Source organism: Pseudomonas syringae, from assembly GCF_021605415.1.
Classification (GTDB): domain Bacteria; phylum Pseudomonadota; class Gammaproteobacteria; order Pseudomonadales; family Pseudomonadaceae; genus Aquipseudomonas; species Aquipseudomonas syringae_S.
In genome coordinates this window covers 153,469-169,898 of the sequence record NZ_WKEQ01000010.1, presented here as the reverse complement: position 1 = coordinate 169,898, position 16,430 = coordinate 153,469, and the positions used below count along the sequence as shown (strand labels likewise).

Sequence of the window (16,430 nt, the reverse complement as noted above, 5' to 3'; positions counted from 1 at the left end):
TTCAGTCAGCATTTATGCTGAAGCGGATGGCCCTATCGCTGGCAAGCCAGCTCCCACAAGGGATGTGCCGCAAATAAGCATTGTGTCTGCCTGCGCATTATCGAGAACCCCATGCCTCAACAGCGTCCTTACAAAGTTGCACTCAACGGCTACGGTCGTATCGGTCGTTGCGTCTTGCGTGCGTTGTTCGAGCGAGGGGCGAAAGCCGGGTTTGAAATTGTCGCGATCAACGATCTGGCCGACATGGCCAGCATCGAATACCTGACACGCTTCGACTCCACTCACGGGCGTTTTCCCGGCGAAGTGAAGGTCGACGGCGATTGTCTCTATATCAATGGCGATTGCGTGAAGGTGCTGCGCAGTGCCACCCCCGAAGGCATTGATTGGGCGTCGCTGGACGTCGATCTGGTGCTCGAATGCTCCGGCGCCTACAACACCCGTGAAGACGGCCAGCGGTTTCTCGACGCCGGCGCGCCGCGCGTGTTGTTCTCGCAGCCGATGGCCAGCGAGGCGGATGTTGACGCCACCATCGTCTACGGCGTCAATCAGGATTGCCTGACCGGCGACGAGCTGCTGGTGTCCAATGCCTCCTGCACCACCAATTGCGGTGTGCCGCTGTTGCGTTTGCTGGATCAGGCCGTCGGTCTGGATTACGTGTCGATCACCACGATTCACTCGGCGATGAACGACCAGCCGGTGATCGACGCCTACCACCACGAAGACCTGCGACGCACGCGTTCGGCGTTCCAGTCGGTGATTCCGGTGTCCACCGGTCTGGCACGCGGCATCGAGCGGCTGCTGCCGGAACTTGCCGGGCGAATTCAGGCCAAAGCCGTGCGGGTGCCGACGGTCAACGTGTCCTGCCTCGACATCACGATGCAGACCGCGAGCGATACCGACGCCACCGAGGTCAACCGTATCCTGCGTGAAGCCGCCACCAGTGGCCCGCTCAAAGGTTTGTTGGCCTACACCGAGCTACCCCATGCAAGCTGTGATTTCAACCATGACCCACATTCGGCCATCGTCGATGCCAGTCAGACCCGTGTTTCCGGCCCCCGGCTGGTGAACATCCTGGCCTGGTTCGACAACGAATGGGGCTTTGCCAACCGAATGCTGGACGTTGCAGACCACTATCTGCAAACAGCGACTTCAAAAAAACAGTAGGAAGTGCGACCCATGACCGTGTTGAAGATGTCCGACCTCGATCTGCAAGGTAAGCGCGTATTGATCCGCGAAGACCTCAACGTCCCAGTCAAGGACGGTGTTGTCACCAGCGATGCGCGAATCCTGGCTTCGCTGCCGACCATCAAGCTGGCCCTGGAAAAAGGCGCGGCCGTGATGGTCTGCTCGCACCTTGGCCGTCCGACCGAAGGCGAGTTTTCCGCCGAGAACAGCCTCAAGCCTGTCGCCGACTACCTGAGCAAGGCCCTGGGCCGCGACGTGCCGCTGGTGGCTGATTACCTGGGCGGCGTCGACGTCAAGGCCGGCGACATCGTGCTGTTCGAGAACGTGCGCTTCAACAAGGGCGAGAAAAAGAACGCTGACGAACTGGCCCAGCAATACGCCGCCCTGTGCGACGTGTTCGTAATGGACGCCTTTGGCACCGCGCACCGCGCCGAAGGTTCGACCCACGGCGTGGCCAAGTTCGCCAAAGTCGCCGCTGCTGGCCCCTTGCTGGCCGCTGAATTGGACGCACTGGGCAAAGCCCTCGGCGCGCCCGCGCAACCGATGGCCGCCATCGTGGCCGGTTCCAAGGTCTCGACCAAACTCGACGTACTGAACAGCCTGAGCCAGATTTGCGATCAACTGATCGTCGGCGGCGGCATCGCCAACACCTTCCTCGCCGCTGCCGGTCACCCGGTCGGCAAGTCGCTGTACGAGCCGGATCTGCTGGATACCGCGCGCGCCATCGCCGCCAAGGTCAGCGTGCCGCTGCCGGTGGACGTGGTGGTTGCCAAGGAATTTGCCGAGAGCGCCACCGCCACCGTCAAGTTGATTGCCGACGTTGCCGCCGACGACATGATTCTGGACATCGGCCCGCAAACCGCGGCCAACTTCGCCGAGCTGTTGAAGTCGTCGAAAACCATTCTGTGGAACGGCCCGGTCGGCGTGTTTGAATTCGACCAGTTCGGCAACGGCACCAAGGTGTTGGCCAGGGCCATCGCCGACAGCGCCGCATTCTCGATTGCCGGCGGTGGCGACACCCTCGCGGCCATCGACAAATATGGCGTGGCCGAGCAGATCTCCTACATTTCCACCGGTGGCGGCGCGTTCCTCGAATTCGTCGAAGGCAAAGTGCTGCCGGCCGTTGAAGTCCTTGAAAGCCGGGCCAAGGCCTGAGGCCGCCCGTTTGACCAGGCAAAGGAGTGTTCACATGGTCAAGTCGTTAGCACTGTTGCTGCTGACCGCTACGTTGGCAGCCTGCGGGAGTAATCCCAAGGCTGTCCCGGAACCGGCACCCAGCGAACAGCAAAAAGGCTGCTACCAGGCCGATTGGCAAGCTGAAACCAACCCGGTGCTGAACAAGCGCTCGGGGCCGGACGGTCTGGAGAAATACGAGACGCAAACCCCGGCCAAGGAACATGGTTGTCCTTGACGGGTCTGACTCTTTAACTCAGGGCCGGCGGCAGACGCCTTCGGCCGAGGAACACGGATGAAAGGCTTGATCGCCGTTACGGCGCTGGCAGTGTTGAGCGGATGTGCGCAGTTGAACCTGTTTCAGTCCTCCGACACCCCGGATGGCTGGACAACCTGGACGTGCGACAGCCAGGCGAAAGTGCTTTGGCGCTACGCCGATGCCAGCCAAAAGGAAGTCGATGTCCGGTTGGGCGGCGCCGATCAGGTCTATCGCCTGAAAGAAGAACCGGGCGCCTCGGGTTCGCTGTACAGCGATGACATGCTGGCGTTTCACGTCAAGGGTGAGGAAGGCCTGGTGTACTGGGTCGCCACCAATGATTTGATTGGCCGTGGCTGCAAAGCCGAGTAACACGATTGAATTGACGTCACAGATCCAATAGGTGGGAGCGGGCTTGCTCGCGAAGGTGTTGTATCAGCTTGCATTGATGTTGGATGTTAAACCGAATTCGCGAGCAAGCCCGCTCCCACAGGGTTCTTTGTCGTTCAGAAGATTTTCCAACACCGAATCATCAGACCGGGCTTCGACCCCCGATCTGCAATCACTTGAATAGCCGCCGCCGCTCCGGCAGGCTGGCACGATTAACGACCCTCAACCGGGAGAGAGACACACAATGGCACTTATCAGCATGCGCCAGATGTTGGACCACGCAGCCGAGTTCGGCTATGGCGTTCCAGCCTTCAACGTCAACAACCTTGAGCAGATGCGCGCCATCATGGAAGCCGCTGACAAGACTGACTCCCCGGTGATCGTCCAGGCTTCGGCCGGCGCTCGCAAATACGCCGGTGCACCGTTCCTGCGTCACCTGATCCTGGCGGCAATCGAAGAATTCCCGCACATCCCGGTGTGCATGCACCAGGATCACGGCACCAGCCCTGACGTCTGCCAGCGTTCGATCCAGCTGGGCTTCAGCTCGGTGATGATGGACGGTTCCCTGGGCGAAGACGGCAAGACCCCGACCGACTATGACTACAACGTGCGCGTCACCCAGCAGACCGTGGCCATGGCCCACGCCTGCGGTGTTTCGGTAGAAGGCGAACTGGGCTGCCTGGGTTCGCTGGAAACCGGCATGGCCGGTGAAGAAGACGGCATCGGCGCCGAAGGCGTTCTGGATCACAGCCAGATGCTGACCGACCCGGAAGAAGCCGCTGACTTCGTAAAACGCACTCAGGTTGATGCCTTGGCCATTGCCATCGGCACCAGCCACGGCGCTTACAAGTTCACCAAGCCGCCTACCGGCGACGTGCTGGCAATCGACCGCATCAAGGAAATCCACAAGCGCATTCCGAACACTCACCTGGTGATGCACGGTTCGTCTTCGGTTCCGCAAGAGTGGCTGGCGATCATCAACCAGTACGGCGGCGACATCAAGGAAACCTACGGCGTACCGGTTGAAGAAATCGTCGAAGGCATCAAGCATGGCGTGCGCAAGGTCAACATCGACACCGACCTGCGCCTGGCATCCACTGGCGCCATGCGTCGCCTGATGGCCACCAACCCGAGCGAATTCGACCCACGTAAATTCTTCGGCGCCACCGTCACCGCGATGCGTGACGTGTGTATCGCTCGCTACGAGGCGTTCGGCACCGCCGGTAACGCTTCGAAGATCAAGCCGATCTCGCTGGAAGCGATGTATCAGCGTTACCTGAAGGGTGAGTTGAACGCTAAGGTCAACTGAGCCTTGCGTTGAACTGTGCTGAATAAAGAAAACCCGCCGAGAGGCGGGTTTTTTTTTGAGTATTCCCCAGTTTATTTCAAGCTGGATGCTCTTAAGGGAGATTAATTTTGTTGGAACGTAATGTCATAGGTTTTGCCTACATTCGGCCCTCCGCGTGCTACGGAAACTTTTCCGTCCAGCTTATTACAATTATTATCAGAAGGTTTTAAATTGATGTTAAGCAGGCTGTCTCCGTCTGTCGCTTCGGCTTGAAGTTTAAGAGAGAAAACGGTTTTTAGAGTAAAAGTCCCGGTGACCTTGAAGTTGAGTCCGTAATAAATCATTTTAGCGTTCGTAATGATCCCATTCTGTAAATCTGAGTCAGTGATCGTAAGGGTCGCAGCATTGCTTTCACCTGCATCATAAACGCAGCCGATGTAAGTACCATTTGGGTTTCCTTGACTCATTATGTTTTCACCTTTAGATAGGATGTGCGATATCGGGATGCCGATTTTGCTCCCCATGAGCTAATCCAAAGTTAATCTATTGGTTGTCGACTGCCACCTGTTAGATATGCCAGTTTTTTATGTGTATTGGGAATAAGATTTTTTCGCTTGATAGTGCTTTTATAGACCGCTAGAAAAATAATGAATGCGATCCTTTTAAAAAACCCGCTTTTGATTTTGATTCTGCTATGAATTTTAAACAGCAAAAAACCAATCTGCGCCAACTTCAGAAGATTTTGCATCGAGTTAATTCCAAATGCATATAAAAAACTGTCAGACATGACAGTGGTCTCGATCGCGCTATTCGCTCATCCTCTGGTTTTAGCTTGATATGAGGATAAGGCACTAGAAAGAACAAGGCAGTGTGAGCGTATGTAGTTGGCGAATGGTTTATCTTGAGTTAATCAACTTGCAGGGTGAAAAAGATGAGTACTAAAGAAGTTCCTGAGACATGGGGTGTCATTAACTTAACCTTCACTCGTCCGGGGCAGGAGGAAAAGATAAGAAAAACCGTAGAAGGTTACGATCTCATACGTTACTTCGACGATTACTTTAGCTTTTCGGTAAACACAAAAGTTGACGGTAATAGCTATTATGTTGCCACAAAGGTTGTTTATGATTTAAACGTTGGCGAGACCTATATATTAACCGGTGCTGATAAACCTGTCTGGGCGCAGCTGGAATACAATAATATCGAGGTGGATAAAAATGCGGACGGCAAGTTTATTCTAACGAGAGGCGGGCGGTATCCGAAAGGAGAATTTTATTTTATTGAGGAAGAAGCCTTCGAAGTCACGGGGTACTTTGATTTTGAGAGTTTTACGAAGAAAAATCCCTGAGTATGTTATCGGTCACAGGGTGGTTGGCTAACATCATAGTCAGACACAAAAGTCCGAAAGCGACGCTAGTTAATGTGGGAGCAGCCTTCGGCAGCTCCTACAGGGGGATTCGATGGTTTATTTATCGTGGTCGATATCGAGTTTAGTGAAGGTCACTTGGCCTCCTTCACTCGTATAACCCGTGTTGTCCTGCACATACACCCCAGCCTTGAAATACAACGGCTTGTCACGCCACGTCGCGCTGATGTTTGAATCCCACTGATAACCCGCCGCACTCACGCCTAACGCACCGCCGGGGCTCAAGTGAATGAGGTAGTTGAACTCACGATCCAGCTTGACGCCGGTAGCGAGGGTAATCACGCGGCTTTCCTTGTCGTCCGGGCGCATGCGCACTTTAATCACGAGGTTGCCGGTCGCGGTTTTCTCCTTGTACTGGTACTCGAGCTTGACCATCGGCCGCTGGCTTTCGTAAGCGTGAATCTGGCCGATGACGATCTTGCCGGAGCTGGGCACCTTGTTGACTGCCAGCGTGGCGCGCAGCAAGTTGTCGGCGTCCGGGTAAAACCAGTTGCGCAGCGTGCCGTTGCTGTAGGTTTCGCGCAGTTCAGTGCGGGGGTAGATTGCATTTTCGGTTTTGGCGCCGGTGACCGGTGACCAGAAAAACAGCGTTCCCGTGTCGGAATGGAAGTACTGATCCTTGAAGCCATCCACCAGTTTTTTGGTTTCGACGGTGTACGGCGGACTGCCGACGGGGACGCTGAGGTTCCAGGTTGTGAGATCGATCATGACGTTTCTTCCACTCTGCTCATCCTGCACGCGGGTGCCAGAAGCTCTAGCCCGCGCCTTTTGGGGCGGCCTTTATAAGCGTAGCGGCGAATTTTGTTAACCTCCTTCTGGCAGATAATTGGCGTCAAAGTCCTGTCTAAATGCCATCTCGCCCGGTTTTAGCGGGCTTCAGCGGTGACCGTTAGTCGGCAAATGAACCCGTTGGTTAAATGATGGCCCGATGACAGCTTCTGCTTTTGCCAATCCCGGACTAGAGTTACAGCGCAATACCTGTGCGGTTTTCACAAGAGACCGGCCTGACGTCCCCGAAAAGAGAAGTAGCATGGAATGCGCTCAACCCCAGCCAGGTGAAGGCAGCTCGATCCTCCTGATCGTCGATGATTACCCCGAAAACCTGATCAGCATGCGGGCGCTATTGCAACGCCAGGACTGGCATGTCATCACCGCCGCTTCGGGTTTCGAGGCGCTCAACCTTTTGCTCGAACATGACGTCGATCTGGTGCTCCTGGACGTGCAAATGCCGGGCATGGACGGCTTTGAAGTGGCACGTTTGATGCGCGGCAGCCAGCGCACGCGCCTGACGCCGATCATTTTCCTCACCGCCAACGAACAATCCCAGGACGCCGTGATCAAGGGTTACGCCAGCGGCGCGGTGGATTATCTGTTTAAACCCTTCGATCCGCAGATTCTCAAGCCCAAGGTTCAGGCGTTGTTGGAGCACCAACGTAATCGCCGGGCCTTGCAGCGGCTCAGTCATGATCTGGAAGTCGCCCGGGCGTTTAATGCGTCGGTACTGGACAATGCCGCCGAGGGCATTCTGGTGGTGGGCGAGGACGGCTTGATCCGCTTCGCCAATCCGGCCATTTCGCGGTTGCTCAATGCACCGGTGCAGGAGCTGGAAGGCAGGGAGTTTCTCGACTTTTTGCAGAAACCACACATTCCGGTGTGGGCTGATTCCGAGTTTTATACCGGATATCTCCGCGGCGAAACCTTGCGTCTGCACGACGCGTTGTTGCGCACCCTGCCAGGCCAGCAGGTGCCGGTGGCGCTGTCCTGCGCGCCGCTGCCGACGGAACAGCATGCGATGGTGGTGACGATGCTGGACATGTCGGTGGTGCGCCACCTTCATCAGCAACTCGAATTCCAGGCCGTGACCGATCCGCTGACCGGGCTGCTCAACCGTCGCGGATTCTACCAGACCGTCGAAAATCTGCTGCTGCGCGGCGAGCGTACCGACAGCAGTTGGGTGTTGATGTATCTGGACCTCGACGGCTTCAAACGGGTCAACGATTCCCTCGGCCATGATGCCGGTGACCGCGTGTTGCGCTGGGTTTCCGAACAACTGAAGGCGTGCTTGCGGCCCTTCGACATACTGGCGCGAATGGGCGGCGATGAATTCACCGCGCTGCTCGATCTCGAGTTTCCCGAACAAGCGGCCAAAATTGCTGAAAAACTCATCGAGCGGGTCTCGATCTGTCAGCAGATCGAGGGCCTGGACATCGCCCTCGGCGCCAGTATTGGAATCGCCACCTATCCCGATTGCGGCAATAACCTCGATGGCTTGCTGCGCGCCTCGGACATCGCCATGTACGAGGCGAAACGGGCCGGCCGTCAGCAATATCGCTTCTATGATCACGAGATGAACGGTCGCGCCCGCTCGCGTCTGATGCTGGAGGAGAGCGTGCGCAGCGCCATTGAAAACCGCGACTTCAATCTGGTGTATCAGCCACAAGTGGCGATTAACGACGGACACATTCGCGGCTTCGAAGCGCTGCTGCGCTGGCAGCATCCAAGCGTCGGCGACGTGCCGCCGGGTCTGTTTTTACCATTGCTGGAAGAGGCGCAACTGATCAGCCGTCTCGGCAGCTGGATTTACCATCGCGGGGCCGGGCAACGTAAGGCCTGGGAGGTGCAGTTCGCTGACGATCTGGTGCTCGGCATCAGCCTGAGCAACACGCAGTTCGGCATGCCCAATCTGGTTACCGAGTTGCGTCAGGTGCTGGAGCGCAACAGGTTGCAACCCCGGCAACTGGAGGTCGAAGTCACCGAAGAAGCGCTGATGCTTAGCCCTGAAGAAACCCGCAAGCAACTGCGGTTGTTACGCAATCTCGGGGTGCGCGTGGCGCTGGACGATTTTGGCTCCGGTGCTTGCTCGCTGGCGCATTTGCGCGACCTGGAACTGGACACGCTCAAGCTCGATCGTCATTTGATCGCGCGATTGCCCGGCTCGTCCCGGGACGCGGCGTTGGTGCGTAGCGTGATCGCCCTGTGCAAGGAGTACGGCTTGCTGGTCATCGCTGAGGGCGTGGAAACGGCCGCCCAATACGAGTGGCTGCGAACCCACGGCTGCGAGTACGTGCAGGGCTTCCTTGTAGCACGGCCGATGATGGCTGAAGAGACCGGCCGTTTCGCCCAGGTCTTCGACTGGAGCGCGTTGCCCGGTTGAATTCGCTACACTGGCGACCTTTTCCTGACTTGTGCTGCCGCGCCATGACCGCGTTGAAATACCTCCAGGCCTATCCCGCGCAACTTCAGGATCAGGTGCGTCAACTGATCGCCGAAGGGCGCCTCGGCGATTACCTGAGCCAGCGTTACCCGGGCCGGCACGATGTGCAGAGCGACAAGGCGCTGTACACGTTCGCGCTGGATTTGAAGCAGGAATACCTGCGCAATGCGCCAGCGATCGACAAAGTGCTGTTCGACAACCGCCTCGACCTCACCCACCGCGCGCTCGGCCTGCACACCAAGGTCTCGCGGGTGCAGGGCGGCAAGCTCAAGGCCAAGAAGGAGATCCGCATCGCCTCGTTGTTCAAGGAAGCCGCGCCGGACTTTCTGAAAATGATCGTCGTGCACGAACTGGCGCACTTCAAGGAATCGGACCACAACAAGGCGTTCTACAAATTGTGTGAACACATGCTGCCGGGGTATCACCAGATCGAGTTTGATCTGCGGGTGTACCTGACGTGGCGCGACATGCAATAAACATCAAAAATCGAAGCCCCCTGTAGGAGCTGCCGCAGGCTGCGATCTCTTGACCTTAAAACGGAGCCGTTGAATGGACGTCAGCAAGACCAAAAGCAGTTTTTACCGTCGCCTCTATGTGGCCTACCTGATCGACAGTGGCCTGGCCAGCAGCGTACCGTCGCTGACGGAAGTCACCGGTATGCCACGGCGCACGGCGCAGGACACGATTGCGGCGCTGGCGGATCTGGATATTGTTTGCGACTTCGAGCAGGAAGAAGGCGCGCGCAATCATGCGGGGCGGTATCGAATTCGCGATTGGGGAGCGATTGATCGGGGGTGGATCGAGCGCAATCTGCGGCAGATAAAAGCGGTGCTTGCGTATCCCTGAGAGCTTTGTCGATCGTGCTGACGCCATCGCTGGCAAGCCAGCTCCCACAGGGATCTTCGGTGAACAGAAAATCTGTGAACGGCAGATAAACCTGTGGGAGCTGGCTTGCCAGCGATGAGGCCCTCAAATCCGGCGCATACCGATATGCGGAATGTCATCCTCCAGGTATTCCTCACCCGCTACGACAAATCCGTAACGGGCGTAGTACCCCTGCAAATGCGCTTGGGCTGACAGATAAATCGGCACTTCGGGCCAGTGATGCTCGGCCTGCTCCAAGGCTTGCTCCATCATCACGTGCCCCAGCCCTTTGCCGCGCTCTTCGGGTGCCGTGAGCACGCGACCGATCACCACGTCGCCGCCCTGGGATTCGGGATCCAGCAGGCGCAGATAAGCCACCAGTCGTCCATCATCCCAACCCATCAGGTGGCAGGTGTCGCCCGCCAGATCCTGTCCGTCCGGATCCTGATAAGCGCATTTCTGCTCGACGACGAACACTTCGGCTCGCAGTTTCAAAATGGCGTACAGCTGTTCTTTACCCAGATCGCTGTGATGTTTGCAGATCCACTCGATGGTCATTTTCCGATTCCTTGAACGACGTCGTCCGATACTAAGCGCACCGGTCGAAGATGTCTCGATGGCGGACGAATCTGTAACAAATGCCAAAATGCCATCATTGCGGGTGCGCAGCGTGCCGATGTTTGTGTAATCTGCGTGCAAGCCCTGTGCTTTGGCCTGGATCGGCTAACGTTTAGGGTCTGGGTTTTGCCGGTAAGGAGCCTTGGGGTTTTCGCTGAAAAAGATATCGGGCCCCCGCTCGTTAAGGACTTTCAAGCATGCCGCGATTGCATCAAGCCTTGGCATTGGTCGGGTTGCTCCTGTTGGCGCAGAACGCCACGGCGCAAAGATTGCGTCTGGTCGCCGACGCCTGGCCACCCTTTACCGATTCGACATTGGCCAATGGCGGGCTGGCCACGGATATCGTCAGCACCGCGCTGGCCCGGGCCGGTTATCTCACTGGCTTTGAGCAAGTGCCATGGGCGCGGGCGTTACTTGGTATTGGTGAAGGGCGTTATGACGTGCTGATCAACGCCTGGTACAACGATGAACGCACGCAGCTGGGGCAGTTTTCCGGTGAGTATCTGGTCAACCGCGTGCGTTTTCTCAAGCGCAAAGATGCGCCTATCGAATTCAACAACCTGCAGCAACTGCACGCCTACCCCATCGCGGTGGTGCGTGGTTATGCCTATTCGGCGGCGTTCGATGGCGACACGGCACTGCAGAAAATCCCGGTGCACAGCTTCGCCATGGCTGTGCGCATGCTCGCGGCGGATCGGGTCAAGCTGACGCTGGAGGATGAATATGTCGCGCGGTATTACCTCGCGCGCGAGCCGGCCAATGTGCGAAATGCGGTGGAGTTTTTGCCCAAGCCGCTGAGTGAGAACAGTCTGCACATTCTGGTGAGCCTGAAGCATCCGCAGCATCAACAAATCGTCGCGGGGTTTGATCGGGCGATTGCGGCGATGAAAGCGGATGGCAGTTACGAGAAGTTATTAAGGCAGCATGGGATGTAAATGCTGATCAGGGATTTGCTGTGTCGCTGATGACTTCGTCGCTGGCAAGCCAGACTCCCACAGGATCCAGCTATGCCGCGAGACCTGTGGGAGCTGGCTTGCCAGCGATGAGGCCAGTTCGGCCACTTCAAACCTCAGCGGTGTCCTTGATCAAATGCGCCGCCAGGGTTCTCAGCGGCCCCAGTTGACGACAGATCAGCGCCAGTTGCGTCTGCACCAATCGCTGTCCTTCATCGATTTCGTCCGGCATTTGTTCCAGTTCGTTGGCCAAGGCTTCTTCTTCGTCGCTCTGGATTGCGATCGGCTGTTTGCTCGCCAGTCCTTGGGCGATTTCGTCGATGCTGGTGGCCAGTTTTACCCCGGCGCCGTCGATCAGCTGTTCGCGCACATCTGCCGGCAAGCGGGTCTCACGGTGGGCGCCGAGGCCCGAGAGATAACTGAGCAGGGTGTGCGACAACACCAGGAAGCGGAAGCCTACGTCGGCTTCCTTGCGAAAGTGCCCCGGCTCCATGAGCATGTTCGCCAGCGTCGTCGACAGCGCTGCGTCGGCGTTGTGCGCGTTACGCCGGGCCAGTCGATAGGCAAGGTCGTCGCTCTTGCCGGCGGCGTATTGCTGCATGATCTGGCGCAGGTAAATGCTGTTGCAGGTCAGCGTGTTCGCCAGCACTTTGTTCAAGCGTCGGCCCTGCCAGTCTGGCAGGAACAGGAAAACCGCGAGGCCGGCGATCAGGCTGCCGAGCAGCGTATCGAAGAGTCGCGGCAGGAACAGACCATAACCGTCACCGACCTGATTGAAGCAGAACAGCACCATGATGGTGATCGCGGCAGTCGCCAGGGTGTAGCGCGTGGTGCGGTTGGTAAAGAACACCACTCCGGCGGCAATGGCAAAGCACGATTGCACCAGCGGGTTCGGGAACAGATCAAACAGCGCCCAGGCGATGGTCAGGCCGATGGCGGTGCCGAGAATCCGCTGACCGAGTTTGCGCCGGGTGGCGCCGTAATTCGGCTGGCAGACAAACAACGTGGTGAGGATGATCCAGTAGCCTTGCGACGGGTGAATCAAATGCACCATGCCATAGCCGATCACCAGTGCCAGCGGCAGGCGCAGGGCATGGCGGAACAGTAGCGATGTCGGCGTCAATTGAGTACGCAGGCGAACCCACACGTCTTTGAGGTTGCGCGGCGATCGGTCGAGCAAACTGCTGTCTGTCGCGTCCGCCAGGGCATCGGGATTACTGGCGTCGCTGAGCAAACGGTCGAGGGTGCCAAGGTTGGCCGCCAGTGCGCGCAGGGATCGCAGCAGTCCGCGCCAGGCCGGGTTGCTCTGGATGCGCAGGTGTTCGAGGGACGCATCCAGGTCGCCGAGGGCTTCGGCGAAACTGGCGTCGTAGATGAACGGTTGGCGCATCTGGATCGATTCGGCCAGCGCCCGGCAAGCCTTGCCTTGCTGGCGAAGCAGGCGCTGGCAGCGGAACAACACGTCGCTGTGGAAAAACGCTTCGGCCAGTGCGTTGTAGGGGTAATGCGAAGAGCTGGCGCGTTCGTGGATGTCTTGCGCCAGAAAATACAGCTTCAGGTAACGGCTGACTTTCGAGCCGGGGCGGCCGTTGCCGACCCGGTGCAGGATGATTTCCTTGGCGCTGTTGAGCGCCGCGACGACACGACCGTTCTGCTGCGCCAGTTCCAGGCGCCGAGCTTCGACGTCCATCTGCCGGATCGGCTCAAATAGCGACGATTTCAGCTTCAGGTAGAAACCCAATTCGCGAAACAGTCGCGCCAGGCTCTGCTGCACCGGCTGGTTGGAAAACATCGCCTGCCACAGCACCGACAGCAACCCGTACCACGCGGCACCGGCCACGAGCAGCATCGGCTCGTGCCAGAAATCCGTGACCGCGCCGCCGCGCTGGTCGACGCCAATCATGGTGTACACGGAAAGAATCAGCGTCGCCGAGGCAATCGCGCCATAACGCTCGCCGAGCGCGCCGAGCATGGTCAGGCCGAAACTGGCGAGCGCCAGGGCGATGACAAAAACGATGGGGTAGGGGAACAGCAATTCCACCGACAGCGCGGCGACGCTGAAACACACCAGCGTCACGGCGAGCGAATTGAGGCGGCCCTGCCAACTGTCGTCGGTTTCGGCCAGGGCGCTGGCAATGATCCCCAGGAACAATGGAATCAGCAGTCCCATTTCATCCTGATACCAACACAGCGCCATGCTGCCGGTCAGGGCGATGAACACCCGCACGCTGTAGCTGAATTTATCCAGCGCCCACAGGCGCCGCAAAGACTGACGAAACGAGGTCGATGACATGAAGTGCGAAGGCCTTCCGAGGCGATGCCGCTAAATTGAGCCAGTAATGGCGCCGACGCAATGGCGTCGACGTCATCTGACAGCAAAAAGTGTTCCTTACTGCTGCTCGCTCCTACAGGGATTTGAATTTTGCTTTGGATCAGGCGTATTGCGCGGCAGCGTAGCCGGAGGCCCAGGCCCATTGAAAGTTGAAGCCGCCCAGATGCCCGGTCACGTCGAGCACTTCGCCGATGAAATACAAGCCAGGGCTTTTCAGCGATTCCATGGTTTTGGACGAGACTTCGCGGGTGTCAACGCCGCCGAGGGTCACTTCAGCCGTGCGATAGCCTTCGGTGCCGGCCGGCACGACTTTCCAAGCGCCCAGCTTGTTGGCGATGTCCGCCAGTTCCGCGTGGGTGTACTGCTTCATCGGCTTGGAGACGAACCAATTGTCCGCCAACAGGTTGGCCATTTTCTTGGTGAAGATCTCGCCGAGCAGGGTTTTCAGTTCGCTGTTCGGGCGCTCGGCCAGTTGCTGTTGCAACCAGTCCGCCGCGTCGTGATCCGGCAGCAGATTGATCTCCACCGTGTCGCCCGGCTCCCAGAACGACGAGATCTGCAAAATCGCCGGGCCGCTGAGGCCGCGGTGAGTGAACAAAATGTTTTCGCGAAAGCTCTGATCGTTGCAGCTGACCAGGCAGTCCACCGAGGTGCCGGACAACTCCGCGCACAAATCCTTGAGCTGATCGGTGATGGTGAACGGCACCAGCCCGGCGCGGGTCGGCAGCAGTTCGTGACCGAACTGTCTGGCTACTTGGTAGCCGAAACCGGTGGCGCCCAGGGTTGGAATCGACAAACCGCCGGTGGCGATCACCAGCGACTGGCACTGGATCTGGCCGAGGGTGGTGTCGAGCAGGTAGCCGCTTTCAATCTTCTCGATGGTCTGGATCGAGGTGTCCAGGTGCAGGCTGACGCCGACCTGATCGCACTCGTCGAGGAGCATGCCGAGGATGTCGCTGGATTTGTTATCGCAGAACAGTTGGCCGAGTTTTTTCTCGTGGTACGGCACGCCGTGCTTGCCGACCATGCCGATGAAATCCCACTGCGTGTAACGCGCCAATGCGGATTTGCAAAAATGCGGATTCTGCGAGAGGAAATTGCCAGGTTCGGTGTACATGTTGGTGAAATTGCAGCGGCCACCGCCTGACATCAGGATTTTCTTGCCGGCTTTGTTGGCGTGGTCGAGCAACATGACCTGACGGCCACGCCCGGCGGCGGTCAGTGCGCACATCAACCCTGCGGCGCCAGCGCCAATGATCACGACTTCGGTAGAGCGCAAAACGGTGTCCTCACAATGTTCACCACAAAAAGAACTGTGGGATATACGCGACCCTTAGAGGATGCGAACGCGCAGCGAGCGGCCTTTGATTTTGCCGTCGTTCAGGCGCTGCAAGGCCTGCATGGCGACGGTACGTTCAACGGCCACAAAGGCCTGGAAATCGAAGATCGCAATCTTGCCTACCTGCGCACCCGGGATGCCGGCGTCGCCGGTCAGTGCACCGAGAATATCGCCCGGCCGCACTTTATCCTTGCGACCACCGCCGATGCACAGCGTGCTCATCGGCGGCTGCAGCGGGGCGCCGCCCTGGGATTTGAGGTTATCGACCTGATCCCAGTTCAGCGGGGCTTTCTGCAGTTGTTCGATGGCTTGGGCGCGGTGCGCCTCGGACGGTGCGACCAGGCTGATCGCGATGCCTTTTTCGCCGGCACGACCGGTACGGCCGACGCGGTGAATGTGGATTTCCGAGTCACGGGCCAATTCGACATTGATCACCATGTCCAGCGAATCGATGTCCAGGCCTCGGGCCGCGACGTCGGTCGCGACCAGTACCGAGGTGCTGCGGTTGGCGAACATCGCCAGCACCTGATCGCGGTCACGCTGTTCCAGGTCGCCATGCAGGCCGACGGCGGAAATGCCTTTGGACGTCAGGTGGTCGACGGTTTCCTGCACTTGCTGCTTGGTGAAGCAGAAGGCGACGCACGATGCGGGACGGAAATGGTGAAGGACTTTGGTCACCACGCCCATGCGCTCGTCCGGGGAAATCTCGTAGAAACGCTGTTCGATTTGCGTGTCATCGTGGAACGCTTCGGCTTTTACCGTCTGCGGATCACGCATGAACTTGGAGGCCAATTGCTTGATGCCCACCGGGTACGTCGCGGAGAAAAGCAAGGTCTGACGGCGCGCCGGGGTCTTCTCGATGATGTCTTCGATGGCGTCGTAAAAGCCCATGTCGAGCATGCGGTCGGCTTCATCGAGGATCAGCGTGTTCAGGCCATCGAGCACCAGCGAACCTTTGCGCAAGTGTTGCTGGATGCGACCCGGGGTGCCGACGATGATGTGCGCGCCGTGCTCCAGCGAAGCGATCTGCGGCCCGAAGGACACGCCGCCGCACAGGGTGAGAATCTTGATGTTGTCTTCGGCGCGGGCCAGTCGGCGGACTTCCTTGGCGACCTGGTCGGCCAGCTCACGGGTCGGGCAGATGACCAGAGCCTGGCAACCAAAGTAGCGCGGGTTGATCGGGTTCAGCAGACCGATGCCGAACGCGGCGGTCTTGCCGCTGCCGGTCTTGGCCTGCGCGATCAGATCCATCCCTTTCAGGATCACCGGCAAGCTCTGCGCCTGGATCGGCGTCATCTGGGCATAACCGAGCGATTCGAGGTTAGCCAGCATGGCGGCGGACAGCGGCAAAGTATTAAAAGCGGTGGCGATGGTGGTCACGGGACTGGCCTGCAA

General features: G+C 58.3%; 16 protein-coding genes. 10 read left to right on the top strand and 6 right to left on the bottom strand.

The genetic code is table 11. The features are described 5' to 3' along the window. Positions 1 to 111 precede the first annotated feature (111 nt). The 5 genes from epd (at position 112) to fba (ending at position 4,313) form a co-directional block, all read left to right on the top strand. Positions 112 to 1,164 (top strand): erythrose-4-phosphate dehydrogenase, encoded by a 1,053-nt coding sequence (gene epd / locus GIW69_RS09985; protein ID WP_236482165.1) that lies wholly within the window; start codon positions 112 to 114, stop codon positions 1,162 to 1,164. Positions 1,165 to 1,176: 12 nt separating this feature from the next. Next, positions 1,177 to 2,340 (top strand): phosphoglycerate kinase, encoded by a 1,164-nt coding sequence (locus GIW69_RS09980; protein ID WP_236482164.1) that lies wholly within the window; start codon positions 1,177 to 1,179, stop codon positions 2,338 to 2,340. Positions 2,341 to 2,374: 34 nt separating this feature from the next. Then, positions 2,375 to 2,596 carry a hypothetical protein gene (locus GIW69_RS09975; RefSeq protein WP_236482162.1) on the top strand — a complete coding sequence of 74 codons (222 nt, stop codon included), beginning with the start codon at positions 2,375 to 2,377 and terminating at the stop codon, positions 2,594 to 2,596. Positions 2,597 to 2,653: 57 nt separating this feature from the next. Further along, on the top strand, positions 2,654 to 2,986 hold the full coding sequence (locus tag GIW69_RS09970) for an MliC family protein (protein ID WP_236482160.1): 333 nt from the start codon (positions 2,654 to 2,656) through the stop codon (positions 2,984 to 2,986). 262 nt (positions 2,987 to 3,248) lie between these two features. Next, positions 3,249 to 4,313: a class II fructose-bisphosphate aldolase gene (gene fba, locus GIW69_RS09965; RefSeq protein WP_008081027.1), complete on the top strand. Its 1,065-nt coding sequence runs from the start codon at positions 3,249 to 3,251 to the stop codon at positions 4,311 to 4,313. Between the two features lie 101 nt (positions 4,314 to 4,414). On the opposite strand, the gene GIW69_RS09960 is transcribed toward fba, so the two are convergent. After that, positions 4,415 to 4,759 carry a hypothetical protein gene (locus tag GIW69_RS09960; protein WP_236482158.1) on the bottom strand — a complete coding sequence of 115 codons (345 nt, stop codon included), beginning with the start codon at positions 4,757 to 4,759 and terminating at the stop codon, positions 4,415 to 4,417. Positions 4,760 to 5,223: 464 nt separating this feature from the next. Here GIW69_RS09960 and GIW69_RS09955 point away from each other — a divergent pair, with 464 nt between their 5' ends. Continuing rightward, positions 5,224 to 5,637, top strand: coding sequence for a hypothetical protein (locus GIW69_RS09955; RefSeq protein WP_236482156.1), 414 nt, complete (start codon positions 5,224 to 5,226; stop codon positions 5,635 to 5,637). A 117-nt stretch (positions 5,638 to 5,754) separates the two neighbouring features. On the opposite strand, the gene GIW69_RS09950 is transcribed toward GIW69_RS09955, so the two are convergent. Next, a complete protein-coding gene (locus tag GIW69_RS09950; protein WP_236482155.1) occupies positions 5,755 to 6,423 on the bottom strand; it encodes a polysaccharide lyase family 7 protein in 669 nt (222 codons plus the stop codon). Between the two features lie 322 nt (positions 6,424 to 6,745). Between GIW69_RS09950 and GIW69_RS09945 the strand changes: the two genes are divergently transcribed. The 3 genes from GIW69_RS09945 (at position 6,746) to GIW69_RS09935 (ending at position 9,775) form a co-directional block, all read left to right on the top strand. After that, positions 6,746 to 8,869 carry an EAL domain-containing protein gene (locus GIW69_RS09945; RefSeq protein ID WP_236482153.1) on the top strand — a complete coding sequence of 708 codons (2,124 nt, stop codon included), beginning with the start codon at positions 6,746 to 6,748 and terminating at the stop codon, positions 8,867 to 8,869. Between the two features lie 44 nt (positions 8,870 to 8,913). Further along, positions 8,914 to 9,405: a M48 family metallopeptidase gene (locus GIW69_RS09940; protein ID WP_236482152.1), complete on the top strand. Its 492-nt coding sequence runs from the start codon at positions 8,914 to 8,916 to the stop codon at positions 9,403 to 9,405. Positions 9,406 to 9,478: 73 nt separating this feature from the next. After that, positions 9,479 to 9,775 carry a winged helix-turn-helix domain-containing protein gene (locus GIW69_RS09935; protein ID WP_236482150.1) on the top strand — a complete coding sequence of 99 codons (297 nt, stop codon included), beginning with the start codon at positions 9,479 to 9,481 and terminating at the stop codon, positions 9,773 to 9,775. A 123-nt stretch (positions 9,776 to 9,898) separates the two neighbouring features. Here GIW69_RS09935 and GIW69_RS09930 read toward each other — a convergent pair whose 3' ends face one another. Beyond that, the gene (locus tag GIW69_RS09930; protein WP_236482148.1) at positions 9,899 to 10,351 is read right to left on the bottom strand and encodes a GNAT family N-acetyltransferase; all 453 of its coding nucleotides are present in this window, start codon (positions 10,349 to 10,351) and stop codon (positions 9,899 to 9,901) included. Between the two features lie 257 nt (positions 10,352 to 10,608). Between GIW69_RS09930 and GIW69_RS09925 the strand changes: the two genes are divergently transcribed. Then, complete coding sequence (locus GIW69_RS09925; protein ID WP_236482146.1) at positions 10,609 to 11,346, top strand: transporter substrate-binding domain-containing protein; 738 nt, start codon at positions 10,609 to 10,611, stop codon at positions 11,344 to 11,346. Positions 11,347 to 11,473: 127 nt separating this feature from the next. On the opposite strand, the gene yccS is transcribed toward GIW69_RS09925, so the two are convergent. The 3 genes from yccS to dbpA all read right to left on the bottom strand — a co-directional run bounded on the left by yccS (position 11,474) and on the right by dbpA (position 16,415). Beyond that, a complete protein-coding gene (yccS, locus tag GIW69_RS09920; protein WP_236482144.1) occupies positions 11,474 to 13,657 on the bottom strand; it encodes a YccS family putative transporter in 2,184 nt (727 codons plus the stop codon). Positions 13,658 to 13,796: 139 nt separating this feature from the next. Continuing rightward, the gene (locus GIW69_RS09915; protein ID WP_236482143.1) at positions 13,797 to 14,975 is read right to left on the bottom strand and encodes a BaiN/RdsA family NAD(P)/FAD-dependent oxidoreductase; all 1,179 of its coding nucleotides are present in this window, start codon (positions 14,973 to 14,975) and stop codon (positions 13,797 to 13,799) included. A gap of 54 nt (positions 14,976 to 15,029) precedes the next feature. Then, positions 15,030 to 16,415 (bottom strand): ATP-dependent RNA helicase DbpA, encoded by a 1,386-nt coding sequence (gene dbpA, locus GIW69_RS09910; protein ID WP_236482141.1) that lies wholly within the window; start codon positions 16,413 to 16,415, stop codon positions 15,030 to 15,032. Between the last annotated feature and the right edge of the window lie 15 nt (positions 16,416 to 16,430).

Excerpts from the sequence above, each read along its gene's own strand:
- epd (WP_236482165.1), top strand. The coding sequence starts at position 112 with ATGCCTCAACAGCGTCCTTACAAAGTTGCACTCAACGGCTACGGTCGT.
- GIW69_RS09980 (WP_236482164.1), top strand. The coding sequence starts at position 1,177 with ATGACCGTGTTGAAGATGTCCGACCTCGATCTGCAAGGTAAGCGCGTA.
- GIW69_RS09975 (WP_236482162.1), top strand. The coding sequence starts at position 2,375 with ATGGTCAAGTCGTTAGCACTGTTGCTGCTGACCGCTACGTTGGCAGCC.
- GIW69_RS09970 (WP_236482160.1), top strand. The coding sequence starts at position 2,654 with ATGAAAGGCTTGATCGCCGTTACGGCGCTGGCAGTGTTGAGCGGATGT.
- fba (WP_008081027.1), top strand. The coding sequence starts at position 3,249 with ATGGCACTTATCAGCATGCGCCAGATGTTGGACCACGCAGCCGAGTTC.
- GIW69_RS09960 (WP_236482158.1), bottom strand. The coding sequence starts at position 4,759 with ATGAGTCAAGGAAACCCAAATGGTACTTACATCGGCTGCGTTTATGAT.
- GIW69_RS09955 (WP_236482156.1), top strand. The coding sequence starts at position 5,224 with ATGAGTACTAAAGAAGTTCCTGAGACATGGGGTGTCATTAACTTAACC.
- GIW69_RS09950 (WP_236482155.1), bottom strand. The coding sequence starts at position 6,423 with ATGATCGATCTCACAACCTGGAACCTCAGCGTCCCCGTCGGCAGTCCG.
- GIW69_RS09945 (WP_236482153.1), top strand. The coding sequence starts at position 6,746 with ATGGAATGCGCTCAACCCCAGCCAGGTGAAGGCAGCTCGATCCTCCTG.
- GIW69_RS09940 (WP_236482152.1), top strand. The coding sequence starts at position 8,914 with ATGACCGCGTTGAAATACCTCCAGGCCTATCCCGCGCAACTTCAGGAT.
- GIW69_RS09935 (WP_236482150.1), top strand. The coding sequence starts at position 9,479 with ATGGACGTCAGCAAGACCAAAAGCAGTTTTTACCGTCGCCTCTATGTG.
- GIW69_RS09930 (WP_236482148.1), bottom strand. The coding sequence starts at position 10,351 with ATGACCATCGAGTGGATCTGCAAACATCACAGCGATCTGGGTAAAGAA.
- GIW69_RS09925 (WP_236482146.1), top strand. The coding sequence starts at position 10,609 with ATGCCGCGATTGCATCAAGCCTTGGCATTGGTCGGGTTGCTCCTGTTG.
- yccS (WP_236482144.1), bottom strand. The coding sequence starts at position 13,657 with ATGTCATCGACCTCGTTTCGTCAGTCTTTGCGGCGCCTGTGGGCGCTG.